The sequence below is a fragment of the Faecalibacterium sp. Marseille-Q4164 genome (genome assembly GCF_017377545.1).
Lineage (GTDB): Bacteria > Bacillota > Clostridia > Oscillospirales > Ruminococcaceae > Faecalibacterium > Faecalibacterium duncaniae.
On sequence record NZ_JAFREJ010000001.1, the window covers coordinates 549,821 to 574,852 of the forward strand.

Consider the following 25,032-nt stretch of genomic DNA (forward strand, 5'->3'; position numbering starts at 1 on the left):
AACCGAAATCAGGAAGAGGAGCAACGAATGAAAAAAGGATTTGACAACGACAAATACCTGCAGATGCAGTCGGAGCACATCCGGGAGCGGATCGCGCAGTTCGACAACAAGCTGTATCTGGAATTCGGCGGCAAGCTGTTCGATGACTACCACGCCTCCCGCGTGCTGCCCGGCTTCCAGCCCGATTCCAAGCTGCAGATGCTGCTGCAGCTGAAGGATCAGGCCGAGGTCGTTATCGTCATCAACGCTGAGGACATCGTCAGCAGCAAGGTGCGCGGTGACTATGGCATCACTTATGATCTGGACGTTCTGCGTCTCATCGATGCATTCCAGGAGCGCGGCCTATTTGTGGGCAGTGTATGCGTGACCATGTACACCGCTGCCCCCGAGGTGGAAGCCTTTGAGAAGCGGCTGAACAGCCTGGGCATCCGCACCTTCCGGCACTATAAGATCCCCGGCTACCCCAACGACGTTGCCCGCATCGTGAGTGACGAGGGTTATGGCCGCAACGAGTACATCGAGACCCAGCGCCCGCTGGTGGTCATCACGGCTCCCGGCCCCGGCAGCGGCAAGATGGCCACCTGCCTGTCCCAGCTGTACCACGAATACAAGCGGGGCGTGAAGGCCGGTTATGCCAAGTTTGAGACTTTCCCCATCTGGAACATCCCCCTGAAGCACCCGGTCAACCTGGCTTACGAGGCTGCCACCGCCGACCTGAACGATGTGAACATGATCGACCCGTTCCATCTGGAGGCCTATGGCAAGACCGCGGTCAACTACAACCGCGACATTGAGATCTTCCCCGTGGTCAACGCCATGTTTGAGCTGATTGCAGGCAAGAGCCCCTACCACTCCCCCACCGACATGGGCGTGAACATGGCCGGCAACTGCATTGTGGATGACGCGGCCTGCTGCGAAGCTTCCCGCAACGAGATCGTCCGCCGCTACTTCAAGGCCCTGTGTGACCTCAAGAACGGCGCACAGATCCAGAGCGAGGTCTACAAGCTGGAGCTGCTGATGAATCAGGCCGGACTGACCCAGGGCAGCCGCCCGGTGGAGCAGGCCGCCCATGCAGTCTCTGAAAAGACCGGCGGTGCCCCCGCCGCTGCCATCGAGCTGCCGGACGGCACCGTTGTCACCGGCAAGACCGGCCCCCTGCTGGGTGCCGCTTCCTCCGCTCTGCTCAACGCGCTGAAAAAGCTGGCCGGCATCGACCAGGAGCTTGACCTCGTTTCTGCCGCCGCCATCGAGCCCATCCAGACCCTCAAGACCAACTATCTGGGCAGCAAGAACCCCCGCCTGCACACCGACGAGATCCTGATTGCCCTGTCCAGCTCGGCCGCGCAGAATCCCACTGCTGCAGCCGCCCTCAAGCAACTCTCCCACCTGAAGGGCTGCGATATGCACTCCACCGTCATCCTGTCCAGCGTGGATATGGACACCGTGAAGAAGCTGGGCATGTATCTGACCTGCGAGCCCGCCTATGAGGAAGCAGACCGGATGTACCACAAGAAGTAAAAAATAATGACCCTCTCTGTCATTGCTTTGCACTGCCGTCTTTCCCCAAGGGCAAGGCGGCCGTATCTGCGCGACGGAGAGGGTCATTTTTATTTCCGGGTCTGTTCCCAGTAGGCTCCCATGCTCTGGCCGGGCTGGTCGGTGACATCATCGTTCAGATAGTCTGCAAGGCCAAAGGCTTCCGGCTTCCAGCTGCGGGCGGCATCCACGGTGGGGTATTCCACCTCAGCGTACCAGAACGCAGTGGGCTGGCCCTCATCCACATGGTTCACCTCCAGCACAAGGCCATCGGGCAGGGCGTAGCTTCTGCGGATCTTCCCGATCAGGGGCTTACCGATGATCTTTGTTTCCAGTTCATCAAACAGTTTCTTGTCGATGGGGCGCTCGATCTCCTCCCGTGCAAGCCCGCTTCCGGACTTGAAGCAGAGGATATAGGCCGTCTCGCCGCCCTTGAGCGCCTCCTCCCGGATGCGCACGGTGGGCCGCACGCTGATATATCCCTGCCGCATGGCAAACTCTTCCTTGAGCGGCAGAGCCGGGAGGTTTTCGCCCTCCGGCCAGCCGTTCACCATCCATTTGCGTTCGATTTCCATGACGTTTTCCTCGTTTCTGTGTTTTTGTATTTATTCTAGCACGTTTTTATGTTAGAATAAATATCAGTATGAAATTTTAGCATCCTCACCCTCTCAGTCAATGCCTGACGGCATTGCCAGCTCCCCCAAAGGGGGAGCCAAGAGCCGCTCTGTATTCAAGCTTGATGAGACTGAATCGAAAATCGCCAAAGGCTCTCCCTTTGGGAGAGCTGGCGAGCGGAGCGAAACTGAGAGGGCGAGCCAGTTATAACAGGAGCAACTATGAAATCTTCTCGCAATTACCCCGTTTACACCGTCAACAAACACGCCGAAGGGCTTCTGGTGGGCGGCCACCCCTGGGTGTACGAAAACGACATCCTGGGTTTCCCGGAGGCGGAGCCTGAAAACGGCACGCTGGTCGATGTAGTCAGCACAAAGGGTGCCTATCTTGGCACCGGTTTTCTCTCACTGAAAAGCAAGATCCGGGTGCGGCTCATCTCCCGCAACGCCAACGACACCTTCGATGCCGCTTTCTGGAAGCGCCGTGTCGAATACGCCTGGGCCTACCGCAAGACTGTGCTGGAGCCCGCCGACCTGACCGCCTGCCGTGTCATCTTTGGCGAGGCTGACCAGTTCCCGGGCCTGACTGTGGACCGATTCAACAATATCCTTGTCACCCAGACCCTGAGCGTGGGCATGGAAAAGCTCAAGCCCATCCTCTTCCCCCTGCTGGCGGAAGTCCTGCGCGCTGACGGCCAGACCATTGAGGGCATCTACGAGCGCAACGACGAGGCTCTGCGGGCCAAGGAGGGCCTGGCACAGAACAAGGGCTGGTTTGACCTGCCCGGCGAGACGCACCCCGACAGCACCCAGACCGAGATCTGCGAGAACGGCGTGTTCTACCACGTCGATTTTGAGAACGGCCAGAAGACCGGCTTTTTCCTCGACCAGAAATACAACCGCCGGGCTGTGGCCCGCATTGCTGCCGGTCACACTGTGCTGGACTGCTTTACCCACACCGGCAGCTTTGCGCTGAACGCTGCCAAGGGCGGGGCTGCCCGGGTCACTGCCGCTGACATCAGCGCCGAGGCCATTGCCATGGCCCAGCGGAACGCCCAGCGCAACAACCTGACCAACATGGATTTTCTCTGCGAGGACACCTTTGAGCTGCTGCCCCGGCTGGAAAAAGAGGGCCATCCCTACGACTTTATCATCCTTGATCCGCCGGCCTTTACCAAGGCCCGCCGCACGGTGGAGAACGCCATGCGCGGCTATAAGGAGATCAACTACCGCGCCATGAAGCTGCTGCCCCGGGGCGGCTATCTGGCCACGGCCAGCTGCTCTCACTTTGCCACCGAGGAGCTGTTCATCAAGATGCTGCACGCCGCCGCAAAGGATGCCCACCGGCAGCTGCGGCAGATCGAGGTGCGCCAGCAGGCCCCGGATCACCCCATCCTGTGGGGCGTGCCCGAGACCAATTACCTGAAGTTCTTCCTGTTCCAGGTGATCTAAAAGTAATACCAAATACGATATCTCCCAAAAAAACGACAACGTGTTTGTGCAGAATCGTCAGTTTTGTCAATTGCCTTTTGAGCCGTTCCGGGATATAATCAAACCATAGACAGCAACGGCGCTGTGGGTCACCTCCTGACTCGCAGCGCCGTTTTTGTTAAAAAGCTTTTCGCTGTTTCCGGGCCGCAGTTCGGCGGCGGGAGACAGTTTCGGAAGGGACAGACATAAGATCAAGTAAGGAGTAGGATTTATGGCAGCAAATGTTATGGAAATCTACGGCAGCAAGGTCTTTAACGAGCATGTAATGAAGGAGCGCCTGCCGAGCGCTACTTACAAGAGCCTGGAGCGCACCCTGCACAAGGGCGCACCCCTGGATATCGAGGTGGCAAACGTTGTGGCCAGCGTGATGAAGCGCTGGGCCATGGAGCTGGGTGCCACCCACTACACCCACTGGTTCCAGCCGTTGACCGGCATCACCAGCGAGAAGCACGACGGCTTTGTGAGCCCCGTGGGCGACGGCACCGCCATCATGGAGTTCTCCGGCAAGGAGCTGGTGCGCGGCGAGCCCGATGCTTCCTCCTTCCCCTCCGGCGGCCTGCGTGCCACCTGCGAGGCCCGCGGCTACACCGCATGGGACCCCACCAGCTACGCTTTCGTGAAGGATGACGTGCTGTGCATCCCCACTGCTTTCGTCAGCTACACCGGCGAGGCACTGGACAAAAAGACCCCCCTGCTGCGCTCCATGAATGCACTGTCCGGTCAGGCCATCCGCATCCTGAAGCTGTTCGGCAAGGATGTTGATTACGTCTCCACCACCGTCGGCCCCGAGCAGGAGTACTTCCTTGTCAAGAAGGAGGATTACGAGGCACGTCAGGATCTGATCCTCACCGGCCGCACCCTGTTCGGTGCTCCCTCTGCCAAGGGTCAGGAGCTGGAGGAGCATTACTTCGGTGTCATCCGTCCCGAGGTCTCCGCATTTATGAAGGAGCTGGACGAGGAGCTGTGGAAGCTGGGCGTTCCTGCCAAGACCAAGCACAACGAGGTGGCTCCCTGCCAGCATGAGCTGGCCCCCATCTTCGACACCACCAATGTTGCCATTGACCACAACCTGCTGACCATGGAGATGATGAAGAAGATCGCTCCCAAGTATGGTCTGGTCTGCCTGCAGCACGAGAAGCCCTTTGAGGGTGTGAACGGCAGCGGCAAGCACAACAACTGGTCCATGTCCACCACCCACGAGAATCTGCTGGATCCGGGCGACACGCCCATGGAGAACCTGCAGTTCCTGGTATTCCTGGCCGCTGTCATCAAGGCAGTGGACGAGTACGCTGATCTGCTGCGCACCTCCGTTGCCACCCCGGGCAATGATCACCGTCTGGGTGCCAACGAGGCTCCCCCGGCCATCATCTCGATCTTCGTGGGTGAGGAGCTGGAAGCTGTCATCGATGCCATTGCATCTGATTCGCCTTATGCCGGCCCCGTCAAGATGAAGATGGATCTGGGCGTGGATGTCCTGCCCAAGTTCAGCAAGGACACCACCGACCGCAACCGCACCTCTCCCTTCGCCTTCACCGGCAACAAGTTCGAGTTCCGTATGCCCGGTTCTGCTGAGAACCTGAGCGATGCCAACACCATCCTGAACACTGCTGTTGCCAAGGAGCTGAAGGGCTACGCCGACGAGCTGGAGGGCGCTGAGGACTTTACCAGCGCTGCCATTGCTCTGATCAAGCGCACCATCCGTGACCACCGCCGTGTCATCTTCAACGGTAACGGCTACACCGCCGAGTGGGAAGAGGAAGCAGCACGCCGCGGCCTGCCCAACAAGAAGAACACGCCCGCTTCTCTGCCCGCACTGATCGACCCGAAGAACATCCAGCTGATGGAGGATTTCGGTGTTCTGACCAAGATCGAGATGGAAAGCCGTTACGAGGTCGAGATGGAGCACTACTCCAAGATCATCAACATCGAGGCTCTGACCATGCTGGAGATGGCACGCAAGCAGCTGCTGCCCGCCATCAACGCCTACATGAGCGAGGTTGCCAACACCGCCGCATCCAAGCTGGCCGTCAGCGAGGCCATCAGCGTGCGCAGCGAGACCAAGACCCTCACCCGCCTGTCCACCGATGCCGATGCCATGAGCGATGCCATCGATGCCCTGCAGGCTGCTGTGGATACCGCTGAGGCCATGACCGATGAGAGTGCCAAGGCTGTCTCCTTCCATGATGACGTTCTGCCCAAGATGGATGCTCTGCGCGCCGCTGCTGACGATGCCGAGACCATCTGCGGTGAGGACTACTGGCCTCTGCCCAGCTACAGCAAGATGCTCTACTACGTCTGATCTTTCTGACATAGCTTGATAAGCATCGCTGGGTTGTTGGATTTTTAAGCCATTCCCCTTTTCCTATTTCTTACACCAGCCTAAAGACCTGCTTTGCGCATACGAAGCAGGCCTTTAGGCGTTTTTTAAGAACGCAAGCTGATTTTTCCAGTTTTGCACTGATGTGCCATTCGCCGCACCCTGCGGCTCGGAGGGAACCACTATGAGCTATAATACCCAACAGGACATCCTTGATTTTGTGGAGGACAACAACGTCAAATTTGTCCGCTTTGCCTTCTGCGATATCTTTGGCACCCAGAAAAACATCGCCGTGCTTGCCAGCGACCTGCCCAAGGCCATGGAGGATGGTGTCTGCTTTGACGGCAGCTCCATTGCCGGTTTTATGAAGGTGGAGGAGAGCGATCTTGTGCTCCGGCCCGATCTTTCCACCGTGACCATCCTGCCCTGGCGGCCCACCGAGGGCCGGGTGATGCAGTTCTTCTGTGACGTGGAAAAGCCGGACGGCGCTGCCTTTGGCGGCAACTGCCGCGGCTTTCTGCGCCAGATGAGCCGCAGCTTCCGCAAGCTGGGCCTGACCTGCAACGTGGGGGCCGAGTGCGAGTTCTACCTGTTTGAGAATGACGACCGGGGCCGCCCCACCCGTATCCCCATCGACTTTGGCGGCTACTTTGATGTTGCCCCGCTGGATGCAGGCGAGAACCTGCGCCGGGATATCTGCCTGACCATGGAGCAGATGGGCATGAGCCCCCAGCACAGCCATCACGAGAGCGGCCACGGCCAGAATGAGATCGACTGCCACTACGCCGGCCCCCTGAAAACAGCCGACAATGTGATGATGTTCAAGCAGATCGTGCGGGCTGTTGCCATGCGCAACGGCATCCACGCCAGCTTCCTGCCTAAGCCCCTGCCGGATCAGGCAGGCAGCGGCCTGCACATCAACCTTTCGCTCTGCATGGACGGCCGCAATCTGTTTGAGGGCGACATTGCCCCGGACAGCATTGCAGGCAGCTTTATGGCGGGTGTTCTGGCCCACAGCCGGGAGCTGACCGTGTTCACCAATCCCCTGCCCAACAGCTACCAGCGCTTTGGCTGTGACGAGGCACCCCGCTATGTGAGCTGGAGCCGCCAGAACCGCAGCCAGCTGGTGCGCATCCCGCAGGTCAAGGGCACCAACTGCCGCATGGAACTGCGCAGCCCTGACCCTGCCTGCAACCCCTATCTGGCCGTGGGTCTGGTGCTGGCCGCCGGTCTGGACGGCATCGAGCACCGGATGGTGCTGCAGGCCCCCATCAACAAGAACCTGTTCGATCCCGCCGAGGCCGCAGGTCTTGGGCTGGAAAGACTGCCTTCCACGCTGGAGGAGGCCGTACAGGCCGCGCAGGAGAGCGAATTTCTGCACCGCGTGCTGCCGGAAGAGCTTTCGCATCGGTACTATGAGGAAGAACTGAAGCGCTGTGCCGCCCTGAAAGCTGCCGCCGACCCGGCAGAGTACGAGCGGGTGCACTACTTCAACGCCATCTGAACCGCTTTTGAGGGAAAGTACGAAGGGGCAATGATTCGGCCCCTTGCCTGGATGTAAGAGAAAGGAGCGATTCAAATGGGACGTGCTCTGATCGTGAGCGCCGGAGCAAGCTCCAACGAGTACATCTCCGCGCGGCTGGCAGAGCTGGGATACACCCGGCCTACGATCATCCCCAGTGGTGCCGAGGCCCGGCGCAGGATACTGGAATCTGATTTTGAGTTGATCGTGGTCAACGCGCCTTTGCCGGACGAGTTCGGCCACGAGCTGTGTTCCTCTGCCGTAGAAAAAACAGACGCAGGCGTGGTGCTGCTGGCCAAGGCAGCCGCCGCCGAGCAGCTGCTGACCCCCATGAGTGAGCAGGGGGTGCTGCTGCTGAGCAAGCCGTTCTCCAACACGCTGTTCCTGCAGGCCATCCATCTGGCCGCGGCCAGCAACCACCGCCTGCAGCTGCTCCGGCAGGAAAACGCCCGGATGCAGGAAAAGATCGTACAGGTACGGCTGGTCAGCCATGCAAAATGCTGTCTGGTGGAGCGGGAGCAGATGAACGAGGATGCCGCCCACCGCTACATTGAAAAGCGCGCCATGGACACCCGGCGCAGCCGTGCAGAAATTGCACAGGAAATCCTTGATTCTTACGAGGATTAGGATTATAATCTGGTGTTGTATGTTTTGTTTCGGATGCAGGCGCATCCGTACTGGGAAAGAATGATCTCTGAAAGATAAATTAGAGGAGGACTGAACAAATGGCAAAATTCATCTTTGTGACCGGCGGTGTTGTCTCCGGTCTGGGCAAGGGTATCACGGCGGCTTCTCTGGGCCGCCTGCTCAAATGCCGCGGACTGAAGGTCGCCAGCCAGAAGCTGGACCCTTATGTGAACGTGGACCCGGGTACCATGAGCCCCCTGCAGCACGGTGAGGTGTTCGTGACCGATGACGGCACCGAGACCGACCTGGATCTGGGCCACTATGAGCGCTTCATCGACGAAAATCTGAACAAGTACTCCAACCTGACCACCGGCAAGGTGTACTGGAACGTGCTGAACAAGGAGCGCCAGGGTGCTTATCTGGGTCAGACCGTCCAGATCATCCCCCACATCACCAACGAGATCAAGAATTACATCTATAACATGGCATCCTCTACCGATGCCGATGTGGTCATTACCGAGATCGGCGGCACCACCGGCGATATTGAGAGCCAGCCCTTCCTGGAGGCCATCCGTCAGGTGGGCCTGGAGCAGGGCCGCGACAACTGCTGCTACATCCATGTTGTGCTGGTGCCCTATATTTCCGGCTCCGACGAGTACAAGTCCAAGCCGGCCCAGCATTCCGTCAAGGAGCTGCAGGGCATGGGCGTGAACCCCGATATCATCATCCTGCGTGCCGACGGCAGCGTGGGCGGCGATATCCGCCGCAAGATCAGCACCTTCTGTAATGTCAAGCCTGAGTGCGTCATCGAGAACCTGACCATGCCCAGCCTGTACCAGTGCCCGCTGATGCTCCACACCAACGGCCTGGATGATGTGGTGGTGGAAAAGCTCAAGCTGGACGTGCCCCCCGCCGACCTGACCGAGTGGAAGGGTGTGGTCTCCCGCATTGCCACCCGCAGCAAGACCTGCACCATTGCGCTGGTGGGCAAGTACGTCAAGCTGCACGACGCTTATCTTTCCGTGATGGAGAGCCTGTACCACGCCGGTTTTGAGAACGACAGTCAGGTAGACATCAAGTGGGTGGAGAGCGAGGACCTGATCGATCAGGATGCCTGCAAAGAAGTGTTTGCTGACGTGGACGGCATCATCGTGCCCGGCGGCTTTGGCGACCGCGGCATCGAGGGCATGATCCAGGCCGCACAGTATGCCCGTGAGAACCAGATCCCCTACTTTGGCATCTGCCTGGGAATGCAGATCATGGTGATGGAGTTCGCACGCGGCGTGCTGGGCTATGCCGATGCCAATTCCAGCGAGTTCACCCCCGATGGTGCCCACAATGTCATTGCCCTGATGGCCGACCAGCAGGGCAACATCCCCAAGGGCGGCACCATGCGTCTGGGCAAGTACCCCTGCACCGTCAAGCCCGGCACCAAGATGGCCGAGTGCTACGGCGAGGCTGAAATCTGGGAGCGTCACCGCCACCGCTACGAGTTCAACAACGAGTTCCGTCAGGAGATGGAGGATGCCGGACTGGTCATTTCCGGCACCAGCCCTGACGGCCGTCTGGTGGAGACCGTGGAGCTGCCCGGCCGTGACTTCCATCTGGGTGCACAGTTCCACCCCGAGTTCAAGAGCCGCCCCAACCGCGCTCATCCCCTGTTCAAGGGCTTTATTGCCGCCGCACTCAAATTCCGCATCCATGCACAGCGCGGCATGATGCACGTCTGACCCTCTCAGGCGTTTCGTTCCAGTTCTCCTCGTAGGAGAGGCCTGTAAGATCGCAACAAAAAAGCAGCTGCACTCCGTGTTTTTACGGAATGCAGCTGCTTTTTCTTGTATTACTTACTTTTTAGCGGCAGCGGCCTTTTTGCGGGCGGCGCGGCTGGTCTTTTTGGCGGTGGGCTTCTTTGCGGGAGCCTTGGCAGCGGGAGCGGCGGCCTTGACAGGCTCTGCCTTCACCTCTTCGGCCTTAACAGGCTCAGCGGGCTTCTCCTCAGCCTTTGCAGGCTCCTCCACGGGCTTTTCCTCCACAACGGGCTCTTCCTTGACCTCCGGCTTTGCCTCCTCTGCAGGAGCGCTCTCGACCACAGGTGCAGCCTCTGCAACGGGCTCCTCTGCCTTCTTGGCAGGGGCACGCTTTGCACGATCCTTCACCTCGGAAATGGTCCACAGCTGGTCATCGCCTGCGGCCTCCTGCCAGATCTGCAGGATGGCACCATCGTTGGCACCCATGCCCACGGTATCGATGCACTTGCCGCTGGCCCAGGAAGAGCGCAGACGGACGGTGCCGGCGGGGGTGGGCTCCACGGTCCACATCTGAGAGGTGCCGCCCACATCCTCCCACAGGTGCAGCCAGGTGCCATTGGCGGTGCCGGTCATCATCAGGTCGATCAGCTTGCCGGATGCGCGGTTGCGGATGCGGTACACGCCGTCACCCTCGCGCACAAAGGCCCACTCCTGCTCGGGCTTGTGCTCGTACTTGCCCAGGCGGATATCGCCGCCGTTGGTGGCCTTCTCCACGGCCTGAATGACACTGCCGCCCTTGGCAGCGATGGTATAGAAGCGATCTGCCTCGATCACGGTCTGCGCTACAGTTTTCATGTAAATCCCTCCAAGTTTGTTTCTTTTGAGCCAATCATTTTCGTTTTACAGGTAAATTATACCACCTGCTGTTATTTTTTACAAGGATTTCGCCATTTCTTTAGCACTATTCACAAAAGGGCCCCGCTTTTCAGCCCGTTTTGCACCGTTTGCGAAAACTTTTCGCCCCGTTTCTCCCCATAAAGCAGCAGCACCCCGCCATTTCTGGTGAGGTGCTGCTGTCGTTTTGGAAAATATCAAAAAGGTTCTGGCAGAGCTCCCTTACTGTTTTGCCTGACTGGGATGCGGCTGCACAGGCATTTTAGTGAACAGCGCTTTCAGGACCAGCGGAGTGGCCACACTGGACACGACGATGAGCAGGATGACGGCGGTGAAGTAGACGGAATCCACCACGCCGATGTCCAGACCCTTCTGGGCCACGATCAGGGCCACCTCGCCGCGGGTCATCATGCCAACACCCACCTTGAGGGAATCACCCCAGCTGAACCTGCAGACCTTGGCCGCCAGCCCGCAGCCGATGATCTTGGTGATCAGGGCCACCACCACGAAGCACACGCTGAACAGCAGGATCTCCGGGGTCAGGCCGCTGATATCGGTTTTCAGACCGATGCTGGCGAAGAAGATGGGAGCAAACAGCACATAGTTGCTGATGTCCACCCGGCGCTCCACATAGGGGGCATCCTCCAGAGTGCACAGGACGATGCCCGCGATGTAGGCACCGGTGATGTCTGCAATGCCGAAGTAAGCCTCGGCAATGTAAGCCATGGCAAAGCAGAACGCCATACTGACGATGGTGATGCGCTGGGTGTGGGGGTTGCGCTTGTCCAACCACTTCATGGCGAAATGGGCAATGATACCCACGCCGATGGCGGTAGCGAAGAACAGCACGGTGTTCATCAGCACCTTACCCAGCCCTGTGCCGGTGCCGGAGCTTGCTCCCAGCACACAGGTCAGCACCACGATGCCGATGACATCATCGATAACGGCGGCACTGACGATGGTGGTGCCAAGGAAGCTCTTCAGGTGGCCCAGCTCCTGCAAGGTAGCCACGGTGATGGACACGCTGGTGGCGGTCATAATGGTACCGATGAAGAGGGCGCGGTAGAACTCCTGGCTGCCCAACGCCGAGAAGCCGTAGAATAAACTATAAAGGAGTGTGCCCCCTGCCAGCGGCACCGCCACGCCCACACAGGCGATCAGGGTGGCGATGGGGCCTGCCTTGATCAGCTCCTTCAGGTTGGTGCCAAGGCCCGTGGAGAACATCAGCAGCACCACGCCGATCTCTGCGAAGATCGAGATGGTATCGCTGATATGCACAAGGTTCAGCAGACAGGGCCCGATGATCAGGCCCGCGATGATCTCGCCCACCACCTGCGGCGCTTTGAACTTGCGGGCCACCAGCCCGAAGAACTTAGCACTGAGGATGATGATGGCAAGATTCCGAAAAACAGAATACATAAATTTACCTTCCTCCGTTTTATTTCATTTAATAGGGCTGTCGGCCGCGCCCGACCCCCTATTCTTTTATTATATCGCCGCTCAGAACCAAAATCAAAATGCTTCTCAATTTTTCTCGTTAAAAAAACAGACAAAGTTCACCAAAGCTTTAGCACAAATTTTTGTGCGGATTTTTGGCCCGCAGGGCTTGACAAAACAGCAGGGACTTGCTATAATAAATTGCTGTCTGAACAGACACGCCGCACACGGCAGGCGATGCCGCATGTCGTGTGTACCCTTGGCCTCATAACCTTGAGGCCCTTAAGTCCAAAAGGAGGTGCTACAAAATGGCAAAGTACGAAACCATGCTGATTACCAGCGCCGCTCTCGACGAGGAGGCTACCGCCGCTCTGGTTGGTAAGTTCAAGACCCTGATCGAGAACAACGGTACGATCGATTCCATCGACGAGTGGGGCAAGCGCCGTCTGGCCTACCCCATCAACGACGAGGAGGAAGGCGTTTACACTGTGATCAACTTCACCAGCGAGCCCAGCTTCCCCGCTGAGCTGGACCGTGTGTACAAGATCACTGAAGGTGTTATGCGCAGCCTGATCGTTGCCCACGAGGAGTAATCTTTTCGTGACAGAAAGGGAGACCGTAAAATGTTGAATGTTGTTGCTATCATGGGCCGTCTTGTGGCGGATCCTGAACTCCGCACCACGCCCCAGGGCACCAATGTGTGCAGCTTCCGCATTGCCTGCGACCGCAATTTTGTGCGTCAGGGTGAGCAGCGTCAGGCTGACTTCATTGATATCGTTGCCTGGCGTTCTCAGGCCGAGTTTGTTTCTAAGTATTTCCAAAAAGGCAGTCTGATTGCCATCGAAGGCTCTCTTCAGACCCGCCAGTATCAGGATAAGAACGGCAACAATCGCACGGCTGTGGAAGTCGTAGCCAACAACATCAGCTTTGCAGGCCCCAAGAGCAGCAATCAGGGCGGTGGAGCAAATTATCAGAATTCTGCTCCCGCCTACCAGAACGCAGCCCCTGCCCGTCCGGCTGCTGTGGAGGCAGCTCCCAGCTATTCCGCCGGCAGTGCAGATGATTTTGCTGTCATTGATGACAGTGATGACCTGCCGTTCTGATTCCGTAACGGTCTGACCGTTCAATTCTTATAGGAGGTAATAAGCAATGGCTTTTGAAAGAACCGAAGGCTCTCGCCCCGCACGCCCCATGCGTCGCGGCCGCAAGAAGGTTTGCAGCTTCTGTGTCGATCGCATCGACACCATCGATTACAAGGACGTGCCCCGTCTGCGTAAGTACGTCTCTGAGCGTGCTAAGATCATTCCCCGCCGTGTGACCGGCACCTGCGCTTATCATCAGCGCGCACTGACCACCGCCATCAAGCGTGCTCGTCACGTTGCTCTGATGCCCTACGTCAGCGACTAATCAGAACTTTATCAACCCATTCAAAATAATCAGCAATCAGCAAAGCGCTTTCACCGATGACAAGGTGAAAGCGCTTTTTTGTTGTATCTTTCGTTTGTGCAGTGCTCCCGGCACTCAGTAGTCTGCCTGTTTCTTTTTGCCGCATTCTGGGAACATCTTATGGAACCGTTCCCGCAATTTCCGGGCAGATCACCCTCGTCCATAAAAATGCATCACCCGGTCAAAAAGTTACAAACCGGTACGGTTTTTCCGGTATTTCCTGAAATGTTACCGGGAATTTCCGAAATCAACCGGTGTTCTGATGTGTTGGCAAATCAAACTGCACAACGTCAAGCCGATTCTTTGTACACATTTCACGAAATCGCTCCAACATGATTGATTTTTTGAACAAAATGTGCCATACTATAGCCACTGGAAACGTTCCCGACACCGTTCCCGATAATCCAACCGAAAGCGAGGGCACGCGATATGACGATCAAGGACATTGCCCGCATCAGCGGCTGTTCTGTCAGCACCATTTCGCGCGTCATCAATGACCGGCCGGATGTCCGGCCCGAGACCAAGGAGCATGTGCTCAAGGTCATGCGGGAGGCAGGCTTTACCCCCAACACCAACGCGCGGCAGCTGAAGATCCAGCAATCCCGCAGTCTGGTGTTCGTAGTCAAGGGGACCCGGAACATCTTCTTCTCCGACTTCCTCGTTCAGCTGCAGCGGGCCGCTACCCTGTATGGGTACAACGGCATCGTCTCCTACCTGGACGAGAACGCCAACGAGATCGATGCTGCCGAGAAGATCCTGCGGGAGATCAAGCCCAAGGGCATGATCTTTCTGGGCGGCAGTGTCACGAACTTCCAGAACGGCTTCGCAAACATCTCCGTTCCCTCCGTGCTGGCTACACTGGTCTCCAATGAATTGGACTTCCCCAACCTCTCGATGGTGGGTGTGGATGACCGGGCCGCAGCAAAAGCGGCAGTCTCCCATCTCATCGCACAGGGGCACCGCAAGATCGCGGTGCTGGGCGGCCCGGCCACCAGCTTTCCCAGCCGGATGCGCCGTCTGGGTGCGCAGGATGCCATGGAGGACGCAGGGCTTGTCTTTGACGATAAACTCTATGGCCTGTGCAACTACGATTTCGAGTCCGCCTACCACGCCATGAACAGTCTGCTGGCCCGCCGGGCCGAGTTCACTGCCCTGTTTGCCATGAGCGATGTGATCGCCTTTGGTGCCATCCGGGCGCTGGTAAGTGCAGGGATGCGGGTGCCGGAGGATGTCTCAGTGATCGGTTTTGATGGCATCACGATGTCCCGCTACTGCGTGCCGGTGATGACCACCATCGTCCAGCCCAGTGAACAGATCGCACTGCAGAGCATCGAGCTGCTGGTGCGGCAGATCGAACACGGAGCCCCGGCCCAGACCGTCACGCTCCAGCCGGAATTGCAGCAGGGCGAAAGCGTTTGCCCCTGCCGCCGGAACGATTCAGTCTAACTTCCGTCCTCATGCTGTGGACGGTGGCAGATATTAACCAAAAGAAGAAGGAGTACTACTATGAAAAAGATGATCTCTCGTCGTAATTTCCTGAAAGTGGCCGGTGCATCCGCCGCTGCTCTGGGTCTGGCTGCCTGTGGCGGTTCTTCCAGCTCCACCGCTTCCTCCACTGCCAGCTCTGCTGCCGGTTCTTCGACCGCTGCAAAGGCTGACGGCAAGGTCTACTACCTGAACTTCAAGCCGGAGCAGGATCAGGATTGGCAGGATCTGGCCGCTGAGTACACCAAGGAGACCGGCGTGCCTGTGACCGTTGTCACCGCCGCTTCCGGCCAGTATGAGACCACTCTGATGAGCGAGATGGAAAAGAGCGAGGCTCCCACCCTGTTCCAGGTCAACGGCCCTGTGGGTCTGGCCAACTGGAAGGATTACTGCTACGACCTGTCCGGCAGCAAGCTGTACGGCGAGCTGACCAGCGACTCCTTCGCCCTGAAGGACGGCGACGCTGTCACCAGCATTGCATACGTCATTGAGACCTACGGCATCATCTACAACAAGGAGCTGCTGAGCGCCGCTGGTTACACCCAGGACGATATCAAGGGCTTTGACGATCTGAAGAAGGTTGCCGATGATATCCAGGCACGCAAGGCCGAGCTGGGCGTGGACGGTGCTTTCACCTCCGCTGGCATGGACGGTTCTTCTGACTGGCGCTTCAAGACCCATCTGGCAAACCTGCCCATCTACTACGAGTACAAGGCAGACGGCATCGGCTCCACCGACGCCATCAAGGGCACCTATCTGGACAACTACAAGCAGATTTGGGATCTGTACATCACTGATTCCACCTGCGATCCTACCCTGCTGGCTTCCAAGACCGGCAACGACGCTGTGGCCGAGTTCGTGGGCAAGAAGGCTGTCTTCTATCAGAACGGCACCTGGGCTTACAATGACGTGAAGGATCTGGGCGACGACAACCTGGGTATGCTGCCCATCTACATCGGCGTGGATGGCGAGGAGAATCAGGGTCTGTGCACCGGTTCCGAGAACTTCTGGTGCGTGAACAACGCTTCTTCTGATGCCGACATTCAGGCTACTCTGGACTTCCTGTACTGGTGCGTCACCTCTGAGGCCGGCACCAGCGCGATGGCTGACAAGATGGGCTTTGTCATCCCCTTCAAGAAGGCTAAGGACTCCACCAACCCCCTGATCGCCATTGCAAACGACTACGTTGCAGCTGGCAAGACCAGTGTTGACTGGTGCTTCTCCACCATGCCTTCCGAGGAGTGGAAGAACGGCGTTGGTTCCGCTCTGACCGCTTACGCAGCAGGCACCGGCGATTGGAACGGCGTTGTGACCGCTTTCGTCGATGGCTGGGCTAAGGAGTACAAGCTGGCAAACGGCTAAGCATTCTCGGTTTTCTCTTTCCCCTTTTATTTGTGTAAACCGTAATGGGAGGCGGGCGAGCTGTTCGCCCGCCTCCTTTTGTTTTGGAGGTATATCATGCAAAAGGCCATCAGCAAATATTGGCCGGTGTTCGTGCTTCCTACCTTGATCGCGTTCATCATCGGCTTTATCTGGCCCTTTATCTGGGGCATCTTCCTTTCCTTCCAGCGCTTCACCACCGTGAGCAAGACCACCTTTGTGGGCATCCAGAACTACATCTCGGTGTTCCAGGATTCCACGTTCCTGCATGCGTTCGGCTTTACGGCAGCGTTTACCGTGATCTCCACTGTGCTCATCAATGTCTGCGCCTTTGCCATTGCGATCGTGCTGACCCGCGGCATCAAGGGCACCAACATCTTCCGTACCGTCTACTTTATGCCCAACCTGATCGGCGGCATCCTGCTGGGCTACATCTGGCAGATCCTGCTCAACGGCGTGCTGGCAAACCTGCAAAAGCCCCTGCTGGCACTGGATGCCAAGGCCGGTTTCGTCGGTCTGGTCATTCTGATGTGCTGGCAGCAGATCGGTTATATGATGATCATCTACGTTGCCGGTCTGCAGAGCGTGCCCGGCGACCTGATCGAAGCTGCTAAGATCGACGGTGCATCTGACCGCGAGATCCTGTTCAAGATCAAGCTGCCCATGGTCATGCCCAGCATCACCATCTGCACCTTCCTGACCCTGACCAACAGCTTTAAGCTGTTCGACCAGAACGTTGCTCTGACGGCCGGCGAACCTGCCAACGCCAGTGAAATGCTGGCCCTGAACATCTACAACACCTTCTATGGCCGCTCCGGTGCTCAGTGGAAGGGCATCGGCCAGGCAAAGGCTGTGGTATTCTTCCTGATCGTTGTGGTCATCTCTCTGGCACAGCTCCACTTCACCCGTTCTAAGGAGGTCCAGCAGTAATGATTAAACAGAAAAAGTTGTGGGATAACACTCTCACCGTCATCATGGCCCTGCTTTGCCTGCTGTGGATCTACCCCATCGTCCTGATCCTGCTGAACAGCCTGAAAAAAGAGGGTACCTTTACCACCTCTACCGTGTTCCAGCTGCCCACCAGTGAGACCTTTGCTGGCCTTTCCAACTACGTCTACGGCGTGATCAAAATGGGCTTCCTCTCCAGCCTGGGCTACAGCCTCGTCATTACCGTTTCCAGTGTGGCCCTCATCCTGCTGTGCTGCTCCATGACAGGCTGGTACCTGACCCGGGTGAACAACAAGCTCAGCAAGTTTATGAACCTGCTCATCGTGTTCTCAATGGTCGTCCCCTTCCAGATGGTCATGTTCACCCTCTCCAAGACCGCAGATACCCTCAAGCTGAACACCCCTTGGAACATCTGCATCATCTATCTGGGCTTTGGTGCCGGTCTGGCTGTGTTCATGTTCACCGGCTTTATGAAGAGCGTTCCCATGGAGATTGAGGAAGCGGCCATGATCGACGGCTGCAACCCCATCCAGATCTTCTTCAAGGTCGTGTTCCCCATCCTGAAGCCCACCATGATCTCCACCGCCATTCTGGAGACCATGTGGGTCTGGAACGACTACCTGCTGCCCACTCTGGTGCTGGATATCAAGAAGTTCCGCACCATCCCCATGGCGATCCAGTATTTCCGCGGCGGCTATGGCCGTGTGGAACTGGCTCCCATGATGGCTTGCATCATCATCGCCATCATCCCCATCATCATCCTGTACATGACCTGCCAAAAATACATCATTGAGGGTGTTGTTGCAGGCGCTGTCAAGGGTTAAGGAGGAGTTCACCATGCGAGCATGCGGCATTCTGATGCCCGTTTTTAGTCTGCCGGGGCCCTTTGGCATCGGCACGCTGGGGAAAGAAGCCTTTGCGTTCGTGGATTTTCTGGCCCGTGCAAAGCAGACCTATTGGCAGATCCTGCCCATTGGCCCCACCGGCTACGGTGACAGCCCCTACCAGAGCTTTTCCGCCTTTGCCGGGAACCCCTACTTTATCGATTTCCGTGTCCTGTACGAGCAGGGCTATCTGACCGCCGATGAGATTCCCGCTGAGGTTCCGGTTGGACCGGTGGACTACGGCGTGCTCTACCAGCAGCGCCCAGTGGTGCTGCAAAAGGCCGCCGACCGCCTGCTGGCAGCGGCCAGCGTGGAGTACAAAGACTTCTGCACGGCACAGAGCTTCTGGCTGGACGATTACGCCCTGTTCATGGCCGTAAAGGCCGAACAGGGACAGGCAGGCCTGTGTGACTGGCCGGATGACCTGCGCACCCGCCAGCCCGCTGCCGTAGCCGCTGCCAGGGAGCGCCTGGCCGGACAGGTAGATTATTTCAAGGCGGTGCAGTTCTTCTTCTACACCCAGTGGAACGCCCTGAAAGCCTATGCCAACGGCAAGGGCATTCAGCTGGTGGGCGATATCCCCATCTACGTCAGCCCGGATTCCAGCGATCTGTGGACACGGCCGGAGCTCTTCCAGACCGACGGCCAGACCCACCTGACGCAGGTGGCAGGCTGTCCCCCGGATGCCTTTGCGGCAGACGGTCAGCTCTGGGGCAATCCGCTTTACGACTGGACTCGTCACAAGGCCGAAAATTTTGCCTGGTGGAAGCGCCGGATGCAGCACGCTACTTCGATTTATGATGTCGTGCGCATCGACCACTTCCGTGGTTTTGAGAGCTACTATGCCATCCCTGCCGGAAACAAGACAGCGGCGGGCGGCCACTGGGAAAAGGGGCCGGATCGTGCTTTCATCAATGCCATTCACGAGACCCTGGGTCAGGGCGGCATCATTGCAGAGGATCTGGGATACCTGACCCCAGAGGTCAAGACTATGCTGGCTGCCAGCGGCTATCCGGGCATGAAGATCATGCAGTTTGCCTTTGACAGCCGGGAACCGGGCAACTATCTTCCCTACACCTACCCTTCCAACAGCGTGGTCTACACCGGCACCCATGACAATGTGACCACCGAGGGTTGGCGGCTGTCTGCCAGCCCCGAGGATGTCCACTATGCCTGCCGTTACCTGCGCTGCCTGCCCGAGGATCTGACAGAGGCCATGATCTGCGCCTGCCTTGCCAGTGTTTCGGATATGGCCATCATCCCCATGGCCGACTGGCTGCATCTGGGCGCGGAGGCCCGCATCAATACCCCCAGCACCCAGGGAGCCAACTGGCAGTGGCGGCTGGACATCCCGCTTACCAGTCTGCTGGCCGAGCATATTGCCGATCTGACAGCACTGTATGACCGGATCCCGGCTGCGGCAGACCGCTAAAGCGTTCCTTCTTCTTTTCTCCCCATACAAAGACGGCAGGCTCTGGCCCCCTCCTTTCCGGAGGAACTGGTGCCCGCCGTCTCTTTTTGCATTATTTTTCAATTTTCACACAACATTTTTTCGCCGCATACCGCACAGGACGTTCCACGTATTTCCGCGCAGAACCGTTTCTTTTTTACAAAGCGGCCACAGTATCTTCACAATTCTTTCGCATTTTGGGTTTCATCGCTCTCTTGTTGTTTTTGGGCAATTATGCTATAATCCAATTAGCTTCACGTCCGCCTTTGCGCGGATTTTACGAACGAAAGGAGTTTTCCACCATGGAATTTACCTATCAGAGCACGATGCAGCTGCCCGCGTCCTATGCGGTTCTCTCCGAAGATGAAATGGTCTACACCGTTGGCGGCGCTTTTGAGCTGAATATCAACGCGCAGGATGTCCTGAATTTCACCGTCAATGTCGGTGTCAACCTGGTACGTATGCTGGGTCAGGCTGCCATCAGCAACACCATTGCCGGTATCATTGACATGCGGAACGATGGTCTGACCACGATGGGTGCCATTGAGCATTATTGGGGCCGCCAGACTCCCGTGGGCAAGACCATGACTGTGGTTGCTGCCGGTTTTGCAGGCGTTTATGTCTACTACTGGGCTAGGTCTGCCATTGAGAGCTTCCTGTCCATCTACAACGATATGCGGAATATCTACAACGAGAGCGAAGCCAAAAATCAGGCACAGGCCGCAGGTACAGCAGCTCTGGCCGCCTGAGTAAATCTTTGAAAGGAGCCTTTTATGGAAAACTTGCGTATGCCTGCATCTTATGCAACGCTTCCGGAAGAAGAGCTGCCGGAGATCTTTGGCGGCGGAGAACTGGGAGATGCATTGGACAGCTTTACGGATAACCTCCACCTGGACGATTTCTTCTTTCAGGGGGGGATCCTCTCCATCTCGATCTCGTTTGTGCCTCTGCTCCTGTTCAATGTTGTTGTTTCCGGCTACCGGTTTGTAGAAAACATTTACAAGAACCTGTCCAACTGGTTCGGTTATCACGATGATACCTTCTCTGCCGTTTCTAGTTTCACGGATGAAATGCGCCAGAAACAGCAGCAGCGCGGTATCTGAGCCGTTTTCCCTGTAACATAAAAGAGCTTCACGATTCCGGCTTCTGCCGGAGCGCGAAGCTCTTTTTGTTTGGCCGCGTCCAGATGTTCAAATGACCCGCAGAGCCCCCTGCTCCCGCAGACGGAGCAGATAACAGCTGCCCGCACCGAACACTTTTTCCATGGCATTGTGATACTTTGCCGTCAGCATACCGGGTACAAATGCCTGAATGGTCCCTGCAAAGCCGCCGCCCTGCATCCGCCAGGCTCCCCCCTGCCCCTCCAGCAGAGTCTGACTGAGGGCAAGCGCCACCGAGAGCCCCTGATGCCGTACGTCTGTGGAGCAGTAAACGTTCTGGCACAGGGCAAAAGAGGCATGTCCGCTTTCCAGAATCAGCTGCAGGAAGGCATTGAAATCTCCGCTGACCAGGGCATTCCGCTGGGCCAATGCGCGGGCATTCTCTTCAAAATAGTGGACCGCACGCAGAACAGCACGATCCCCGCAGGCCCTGCGCAGGCGTGGCAGAGCCGTCCAGAACTCCTGCTCCTTGACCTGCCCCAACACCTTACCGCCCAGACAGACCGCCACCGATTCCATTTCATGCCGGATGGCCGCAAATTCACCGGTCAGCTCGCTGTGACTGCCCCGGGTATCGGTCACGCAAAGGGTCATGTCCGCCGGGAGCAACCCTGCCGTGTGGATCTTTTCTATCCGGGGCTTCTTTGGGTCGGCAAAATCCGCAAAGATGACCCCTCCCACGGCGCTGGTCAGCTGATCCAACAGGCCGCTTGGTTTTCCGAAATATGTATTTTCCGCATACTGGCAGATCTTCGCCAGCTCCGGCGCTGTCAGACCACAGCCATATTCCCCGTTCAGGATGGCCGCCATTCCCATCTCGAAGGCCGCAGAGCTGGAAAGCCCGCTGCCCCGGAGCACGTCGCTGGCGGTATAGGCATCGAAGCCATCCACCGTCTTTCCCTGTGCCCGGAAGCCTTCCGCAATGCCCCGGATCAGACTGGCCGAATGGGTGCTCTCGCCCTGCTGAGGCTCGGCCTCGCTCAGATCAATGACATCCAGTTTGTTGAAGCCCCGGGATTTGACCCGGATAAAATCGTCGTCACTGGGGGATGCCACTGCGACCAGATCCAACGTCACCGCTGCCGCAAGACCATACCCGTGCTGATGATCGGTATGGTTGCCGCCCAGCTCCGCCCGGCCCGGGGCCGAGTAGACATGCACCTGCCGCCCGGGGCCATAGTAAAGCTCAAACTGTTCCAGCGCGGCGGCATACCGCTGCCGCTGGCGGGCCAGCACCGCCGGTTCTGTGCCATAGAGCGTGCAGAGCGCTTCGTCCCACTGCCCCGCAAGGATCTCCCGTTTGAGTTGTGCACTGGTCGCCATGGCCGTTCCTCCTCCACAAACGTTCTCCGCAAAGTCCGTGCATGAAGGGTCCATGCACTTGGGTTAGCCTTATTGTACTTCATTCCGCCCTCTTTTGCAATTTGAATCCGCAAAAAATCAAATTTCAGCGCGAAAAACAAAGTTTCGGATGTACTTTTGTTGAATTTGCAGATACAGTTATGATATACTGGAATCAAGAATGCGGTCAACTGGAGGAAACGATCATGGCAGATGTCTACAAGCAGTCCTTCAAGCAGAATTACACCAATAATATTGAATTATCCATCTTCAACTGTGGTCTGGAACGCTGTGCCCCGGGCCAGACCTGGGGCCCCGGTATCCGGGATCACTACCTGATCCATCTGGTGGTCTCGGGCAAGGGCACTTTTGAAGTGGGCGGCAAGACCTTTGAGGTCGTGCCGGGGGATCTGTTCTTTGCCCGGCCCAGTCAGCTCATCCGCTACTCTGCCGATGAGCAGCAGCCCTGGGAGTACAGCTGGGTCGGCTTCAACGGTGCCTGCGCTCACAAACTGGCGGCACAGCTGCCCTTTACCGACACTGCTCCTGTGCACCACACGCAGGACCCGGAGGGAATGCGGGCAGCTCTGACCAACATTTATTCTTCCCGCGGGTTAGAGCCTCAGGACGAGGCTGCCATGGTGGGGTACCTCTACCTGTTCATCTCTGCCCTGATGAAGGAGACCAGCGAGACGCGCCCCCACAACGCTTCCTCCTCCAATCAATATGTGCTGAATGCCATCAAATACATCCAGTTCAACTATTCGCACGACATCTCCATTGATGATGTCGCCAAGAGCGTGGGCGTTTCCCGCAGTCATCTGTACCGGGTGTTTATGCTCAATGTGGGCAAGAGCCCCATCGATTATCTGACCGAATACCGCATCAACGAAGCCTGCAAGCTGCTGAGGGCCGGCAACCTTTCCATTGCAGAGGTCGCCATCTCGGTGGGCTTCTTTGACCAGTTCTATTTTTCCCGGGTCTTCAAGCGGGCCAAGGGGATGCCGCCCAGCAAATACATTGCCGCCCAGAGCGAAAATGCAGATGCCCCCGCTTCGGAAGAAGCCTGACCCAATCCCATTCCAAAGGAGAATTTCCATGCCCTTACAAAAAAATCAGGTGCTGACCCTGACCATTGAGCGCCTGTCCAACGATGGCAGCGGCGTTGCTCACAGCCCGGACGGCGAGGCTGTGTTCATACCCGGCACCGCCCCCGGTGACGTTGCCGCCATCCGCATCGTGAAAGATTGCGGCCGCTACGCTTTCGGTATTTTGGATGCCATTCAGACTCCCTCGCCTGACCGTATCCCGGTAGATTGTGCAGTGGCCGGCCCCTGCGGTGGCTGCAGCCTGCGGCATCTGGATTATGCCGCTGAACTGCGCGCCAAGGGCGAAAGCGTTACCGATGCTTTCCGCCGCATTGGCGGGCTGGATGTACCCGTGCTGCCGCCCCTCCCCTCCCCCGAGATCGACCGCTACCGCAATAAGGTTCAATTCCCGGTGGGCCGTGATAAGAATGGCAAGCCCTGCATCGGTTTCTACGCCGGGCGCACCCACCGCATTGTACCCTGCCCCGACTGCAAGCTGCAGCCGGATGTGCTGAACGAGATCGGCAATACCCTCTGCGATTTCTTTGCCGCCCACAACATCCAACCCTACGACGAGCAGACGGGCAAGGGGCTGGTGCGTCATGTGTTTCTGCGGCGGGGTGTCCACAGCGGCCAGATCATGGTCTGTCTGGTCTGCACCCGGGCAAAGCTGCCCCACGCAGAGGAGCTTTGTCGCACACTGACTGCGCAGTTTTCCGATATCGCCACCATCCTGATCAATGTCAACGCCAGAAACACCAATGTGATCCTGGGCAGCGAGACCCACACCCTGTACGGCCCCGGGTTCATCGAGGACACCCTCTGCGGCGTTCCTGTGCAGCTGGGCCCTTTGTCGTTCTATCAGGTCAATACCCTGGCCGCTGAGCAGCTCTATGGCATTGCCGCAGAATATGCTCAGTTGACCCCAGATGACCTGCTACTGGATCTCTATTGCGGCATGGGCACCATTGGCCTGTCCATGGCAGACCATTGCCGGGAGCTCATCGGTGTGGAGATCGTGCCTGAGGCCATCGAAAGCGCCAAGGCCAATGCTGCCCGCATGGGTGATGCCATAGCCGCAAAGAGCCGCTTCTTCTGCGCCGATGCTGGTAAGGCGGCCTCTCAGCTTGCCGCCGAGGGCCTGCACCCGGATGTTGTGATGCTCGACCCGCCCCGCAAAGGCTGTGACGAAGCAACCCTTTCCGCTGTCGTCACCATGTCCCCCCGCCGGGTGGTCTATGTCAGCTGCAACCCCTCCACCGCCGCCCGGGATGCCAAGTGGCTAGAAGAGCATGGGTATCGGGCAGAAAAGGTGCAGCCGGTGGACCTTTTCCCGAGGACGAGGCATGTGGAGACGGTATGTTTATTGTCCAAACTTAATGCAAAGCAACATATCGAGGTAGACATCCACATGGACGAACTTGATCTCACCGATGCAGAGAAGAAAGCCACCTATTCGGAAATCAAGGAATATGTGCTGGAGCATACCGGACTCAAGGTCAGCAGCTTGTATATCGCTCAGGTGAAGCAGAAATGCGGTATCATCGAGCGAGAAAATTACAACAAACCGAAGTCCGATGATGCAAAACAGCCCCAATGCCCGCCCGATAAGGAAAAAGCAATCAAGGAGGCGCTCAAGCACTTCGGCATGATCTAAGGAGGGC

Annotated in this window: 23 protein-coding genes; 18 read left to right on the forward strand and 5 right to left on the reverse strand. The window is 57.6% G+C overall.

What is annotated here, in order from left to right; all coding sequences use genetic code 11:
• Nucleotides 1-27 precede the first annotated feature (27 nt).
• Entirely contained in the window at nt 28-1,518 is a 1,491-nt protein-coding gene (locus J3352_RS02635; protein ID WP_005934483.1) for a DUF1846 domain-containing protein, read from the forward strand.
• Between the two features lie 89 nt (nt 1,519-1,607).
• On the opposite strand, the gene J3352_RS02640 is transcribed toward J3352_RS02635, so the two are convergent.
• On the reverse strand, nt 1,608-2,111 hold the full coding sequence (locus tag J3352_RS02640) for a CYTH domain-containing protein (protein WP_005934485.1): 504 nt from the start codon (nt 2,109-2,111) through the stop codon (nt 1,608-1,610).
• A 261-nt stretch (nt 2,112-2,372) separates the two neighbouring features.
• Here J3352_RS02640 and J3352_RS02645 point away from each other — a divergent pair, with 261 nt between their 5' ends.
• From J3352_RS02645 to J3352_RS02665, 5 genes are all read left to right on the forward strand, one after another.
• A complete protein-coding gene (locus J3352_RS02645; protein WP_097771887.1) occupies nt 2,373-3,602 on the forward strand; it encodes a class I SAM-dependent rRNA methyltransferase in 1,230 nt (409 codons plus the stop codon).
• A gap of 250 nt (nt 3,603-3,852) precedes the next feature.
• Complete coding sequence (locus J3352_RS02650; protein WP_156065822.1) at nt 3,853-5,940, forward strand: glutamine synthetase III; 2,088 nt, start codon at nt 3,853-3,855, stop codon at nt 5,938-5,940.
• Nucleotides 5,941-6,142: 202 nt separating this feature from the next.
• Nucleotides 6,143-7,462: a glutamine synthetase family protein gene (locus J3352_RS02655; protein ID WP_156065825.1), complete on the forward strand. Its 1,320-nt coding sequence runs from the start codon at nt 6,143-6,145 to the stop codon at nt 7,460-7,462.
• Between the two features lie 75 nt (nt 7,463-7,537).
• A complete protein-coding gene (locus J3352_RS02660; RefSeq protein ID WP_156065827.1) occupies nt 7,538-8,107 on the forward strand; it encodes an ANTAR domain-containing response regulator in 570 nt (189 codons plus the stop codon).
• 98 nt (nt 8,108-8,205) lie between these two features.
• Complete coding sequence (locus J3352_RS02665) at nt 8,206-9,837, forward strand: CTP synthase (RefSeq protein WP_097771883.1); 1,632 nt, start codon at nt 8,206-8,208, stop codon at nt 9,835-9,837.
• Between the two features lie 114 nt (nt 9,838-9,951).
• Here J3352_RS02665 and J3352_RS02670 read toward each other — a convergent pair whose 3' ends face one another.
• The gene (locus tag J3352_RS02670; protein ID WP_156065830.1) at nt 9,952-10,710 is read right to left on the reverse strand and encodes an RICIN domain-containing protein; all 759 of its coding nucleotides are present in this window, start codon (nt 10,708-10,710) and stop codon (nt 9,952-9,954) included.
• A gap of 261 nt (nt 10,711-10,971) precedes the next feature.
• On the reverse strand, nt 10,972-12,168 hold the full coding sequence (locus tag J3352_RS02675) for a cation:proton antiporter (RefSeq protein WP_156065833.1): 1,197 nt from the start codon (nt 12,166-12,168) through the stop codon (nt 10,972-10,974).
• 326 nt (nt 12,169-12,494) lie between these two features.
• On the opposite strand from J3352_RS02675, the gene rpsF reads away from it, so the two are divergent.
• The 3 genes from rpsF to rpsR are packed head-to-tail and all read left to right on the forward strand — an operon-like array spanning nt 12,495 to nt 13,593.
• Nucleotides 12,495-12,779: a 30S ribosomal protein S6 gene (gene rpsF / locus J3352_RS02680; protein WP_005933510.1), complete on the forward strand. Its 285-nt coding sequence runs from the start codon at nt 12,495-12,497 to the stop codon at nt 12,777-12,779.
• 30 nt (nt 12,780-12,809) lie between these two features.
• Complete coding sequence (locus tag J3352_RS02685; protein ID WP_005933513.1) at nt 12,810-13,289, forward strand: single-stranded DNA-binding protein; 480 nt, start codon at nt 12,810-12,812, stop codon at nt 13,287-13,289.
• Nucleotides 13,290-13,335: 46 nt separating this feature from the next.
• Complete coding sequence (gene rpsR / locus J3352_RS02690; RefSeq protein WP_050762800.1) at nt 13,336-13,593, forward strand: 30S ribosomal protein S18; 258 nt, start codon at nt 13,336-13,338, stop codon at nt 13,591-13,593.
• On the opposite strand, the gene J3352_RS02695 is transcribed toward rpsR, so the two are convergent.
• Entirely contained in the window at nt 13,583-13,738 is a 156-nt protein-coding gene (locus J3352_RS02695; protein ID WP_156065836.1) for a hypothetical protein, read from the reverse strand. The two genes, rpsR and J3352_RS02695, sit on opposite strands and share 11 nt — an antisense overlap.
• 323 nt (nt 13,739-14,061) lie before the next feature.
• On the opposite strand from J3352_RS02695, the gene J3352_RS02700 reads away from it, so the two are divergent.
• The 7 genes from J3352_RS02700 to J3352_RS02730 all read left to right on the forward strand — a co-directional run bounded on the left by J3352_RS02700 (nt 14,062) and on the right by J3352_RS02730 (nt 20,882).
• Nucleotides 14,062-15,078: a LacI family DNA-binding transcriptional regulator gene (locus J3352_RS02700; protein ID WP_097771880.1), complete on the forward strand. Its 1,017-nt coding sequence runs from the start codon at nt 14,062-14,064 to the stop codon at nt 15,076-15,078.
• Nucleotides 15,079-15,138: 60 nt separating this feature from the next.
• Nucleotides 15,139-16,479: an ABC transporter substrate-binding protein gene (locus J3352_RS02705; RefSeq protein WP_097771879.1), complete on the forward strand. Its 1,341-nt coding sequence runs from the start codon at nt 15,139-15,141 to the stop codon at nt 16,477-16,479.
• Between the two features lie 96 nt (nt 16,480-16,575).
• Entirely contained in the window at nt 16,576-17,427 is an 852-nt protein-coding gene (locus J3352_RS02710; protein WP_005933523.1) for a carbohydrate ABC transporter permease, read from the forward strand.
• On the forward strand, nt 17,427-18,269 hold the full coding sequence (locus J3352_RS02715) for a carbohydrate ABC transporter permease (protein WP_156065842.1): 843 nt from the start codon (nt 17,427-17,429) through the stop codon (nt 18,267-18,269). Before J3352_RS02710 ends, J3352_RS02715 begins: the two co-directional genes overlap by 1 nt.
• A 13-nt stretch (nt 18,270-18,282) precedes the next feature.
• Nucleotides 18,283-19,761, forward strand: coding sequence for a 4-alpha-glucanotransferase (malQ, locus tag J3352_RS02720; RefSeq protein WP_156065845.1), 1,479 nt, complete (start codon nt 18,283-18,285; stop codon nt 19,759-19,761).
• Nucleotides 19,762-20,081: 320 nt separating this feature from the next.
• On the forward strand, nt 20,082-20,528 hold the full coding sequence (locus tag J3352_RS02725; RefSeq protein ID WP_005933531.1) for a hypothetical protein: 447 nt from the start codon (nt 20,082-20,084) through the stop codon (nt 20,526-20,528).
• A gap of 24 nt (nt 20,529-20,552) precedes the next feature.
• Nucleotides 20,553-20,882, forward strand: a complete 330-nt coding sequence (locus tag J3352_RS02730; RefSeq protein ID WP_097771250.1) for a hypothetical protein — start codon at nt 20,553-20,555, stop codon at nt 20,880-20,882.
• Between the two features lie 87 nt (nt 20,883-20,969).
• Here the strand turns inward: J3352_RS02730 and J3352_RS02735 are convergent, their stop codons facing one another.
• A complete protein-coding gene (locus J3352_RS02735; protein ID WP_156065849.1) occupies nt 20,970-22,262 on the reverse strand; it encodes a galactokinase family protein in 1,293 nt (430 codons plus the stop codon).
• A gap of 224 nt (nt 22,263-22,486) precedes the next feature.
• Between J3352_RS02735 and J3352_RS02740 the strand changes: the two genes are divergently transcribed.
• On the forward strand, nt 22,487-23,350 hold the full coding sequence (locus tag J3352_RS02740) for an AraC family transcriptional regulator (RefSeq protein ID WP_035394341.1): 864 nt from the start codon (nt 22,487-22,489) through the stop codon (nt 23,348-23,350).
• A gap of 28 nt (nt 23,351-23,378) precedes the next feature.
• Nucleotides 23,379-25,025 carry a 23S rRNA (uracil(1939)-C(5))-methyltransferase RlmD gene (gene rlmD / locus J3352_RS02745; RefSeq protein ID WP_207700487.1) on the forward strand — a complete coding sequence of 549 codons (1,647 nt, stop codon included), beginning with the start codon at nt 23,379-23,381 and terminating at the stop codon, nt 25,023-25,025.
• Nucleotides 25,026-25,032 lie beyond the last annotated feature (7 nt).

Coding starts and splice junctions, on each gene's coding strand:
- J3352_RS02710 (WP_005933523.1), top strand. CDS start 16,576: ATGCAAAAGGCCATCAGCAAATATTGGCCGGTGTTCGTGCTTCCTACC.
- J3352_RS02695 (WP_156065836.1), bottom strand. CDS start 13,738: ATGCGGCAAAAAGAAACAGGCAGACTACTGAGTGCCGGGAGCACTGCA.
- J3352_RS02700 (WP_097771880.1), top strand. CDS start 14,062: ATGACGATCAAGGACATTGCCCGCATCAGCGGCTGTTCTGTCAGCACC.
- J3352_RS02635 (WP_005934483.1), top strand. CDS start 28: ATGAAAAAAGGATTTGACAACGACAAATACCTGCAGATGCAGTCGGAG.
- J3352_RS02725 (WP_005933531.1), top strand. CDS start 20,082: ATGGAATTTACCTATCAGAGCACGATGCAGCTGCCCGCGTCCTATGCG.
- J3352_RS02715 (WP_156065842.1), top strand. CDS start 17,427: ATGATTAAACAGAAAAAGTTGTGGGATAACACTCTCACCGTCATCATG.
- J3352_RS02675 (WP_156065833.1), bottom strand. CDS start 12,168: ATGTATTCTGTTTTTCGGAATCTTGCCATCATCATCCTCAGTGCTAAG.
- rlmD (WP_207700487.1), top strand. CDS start 23,379: ATGCCCTTACAAAAAAATCAGGTGCTGACCCTGACCATTGAGCGCCTG.
- J3352_RS02730 (WP_097771250.1), top strand. CDS start 20,553: ATGGAAAACTTGCGTATGCCTGCATCTTATGCAACGCTTCCGGAAGAA.
- J3352_RS02645 (WP_097771887.1), top strand. CDS start 2,373: ATGAAATCTTCTCGCAATTACCCCGTTTACACCGTCAACAAACACGCC.
- J3352_RS02685 (WP_005933513.1), top strand. CDS start 12,810: ATGTTGAATGTTGTTGCTATCATGGGCCGTCTTGTGGCGGATCCTGAA.
- J3352_RS02640 (WP_005934485.1), bottom strand. CDS start 2,111: ATGGAAATCGAACGCAAATGGATGGTGAACGGCTGGCCGGAGGGCGAA.
- J3352_RS02655 (WP_156065825.1), top strand. CDS start 6,143: ATGAGCTATAATACCCAACAGGACATCCTTGATTTTGTGGAGGACAAC.
- J3352_RS02660 (WP_156065827.1), top strand. CDS start 7,538: ATGGGACGTGCTCTGATCGTGAGCGCCGGAGCAAGCTCCAACGAGTAC.
- J3352_RS02705 (WP_097771879.1), top strand. CDS start 15,139: ATGAAAAAGATGATCTCTCGTCGTAATTTCCTGAAAGTGGCCGGTGCA.
- J3352_RS02670 (WP_156065830.1), bottom strand. CDS start 10,710: ATGAAAACTGTAGCGCAGACCGTGATCGAGGCAGATCGCTTCTATACC.
- J3352_RS02740 (WP_035394341.1), top strand. CDS start 22,487: ATGGCAGATGTCTACAAGCAGTCCTTCAAGCAGAATTACACCAATAAT.
- rpsR (WP_050762800.1), top strand. CDS start 13,336: ATGGCTTTTGAAAGAACCGAAGGCTCTCGCCCCGCACGCCCCATGCGT.
- J3352_RS02665 (WP_097771883.1), top strand. CDS start 8,206: ATGGCAAAATTCATCTTTGTGACCGGCGGTGTTGTCTCCGGTCTGGGC.
- J3352_RS02650 (WP_156065822.1), top strand. CDS start 3,853: ATGGCAGCAAATGTTATGGAAATCTACGGCAGCAAGGTCTTTAACGAG.
- J3352_RS02735 (WP_156065849.1), bottom strand. CDS start 22,262: ATGGCGACCAGTGCACAACTCAAACGGGAGATCCTTGCGGGGCAGTGG.
- malQ (WP_156065845.1), top strand. CDS start 18,283: ATGCGAGCATGCGGCATTCTGATGCCCGTTTTTAGTCTGCCGGGGCCC.
- rpsF (WP_005933510.1), top strand. CDS start 12,495: ATGGCAAAGTACGAAACCATGCTGATTACCAGCGCCGCTCTCGACGAG.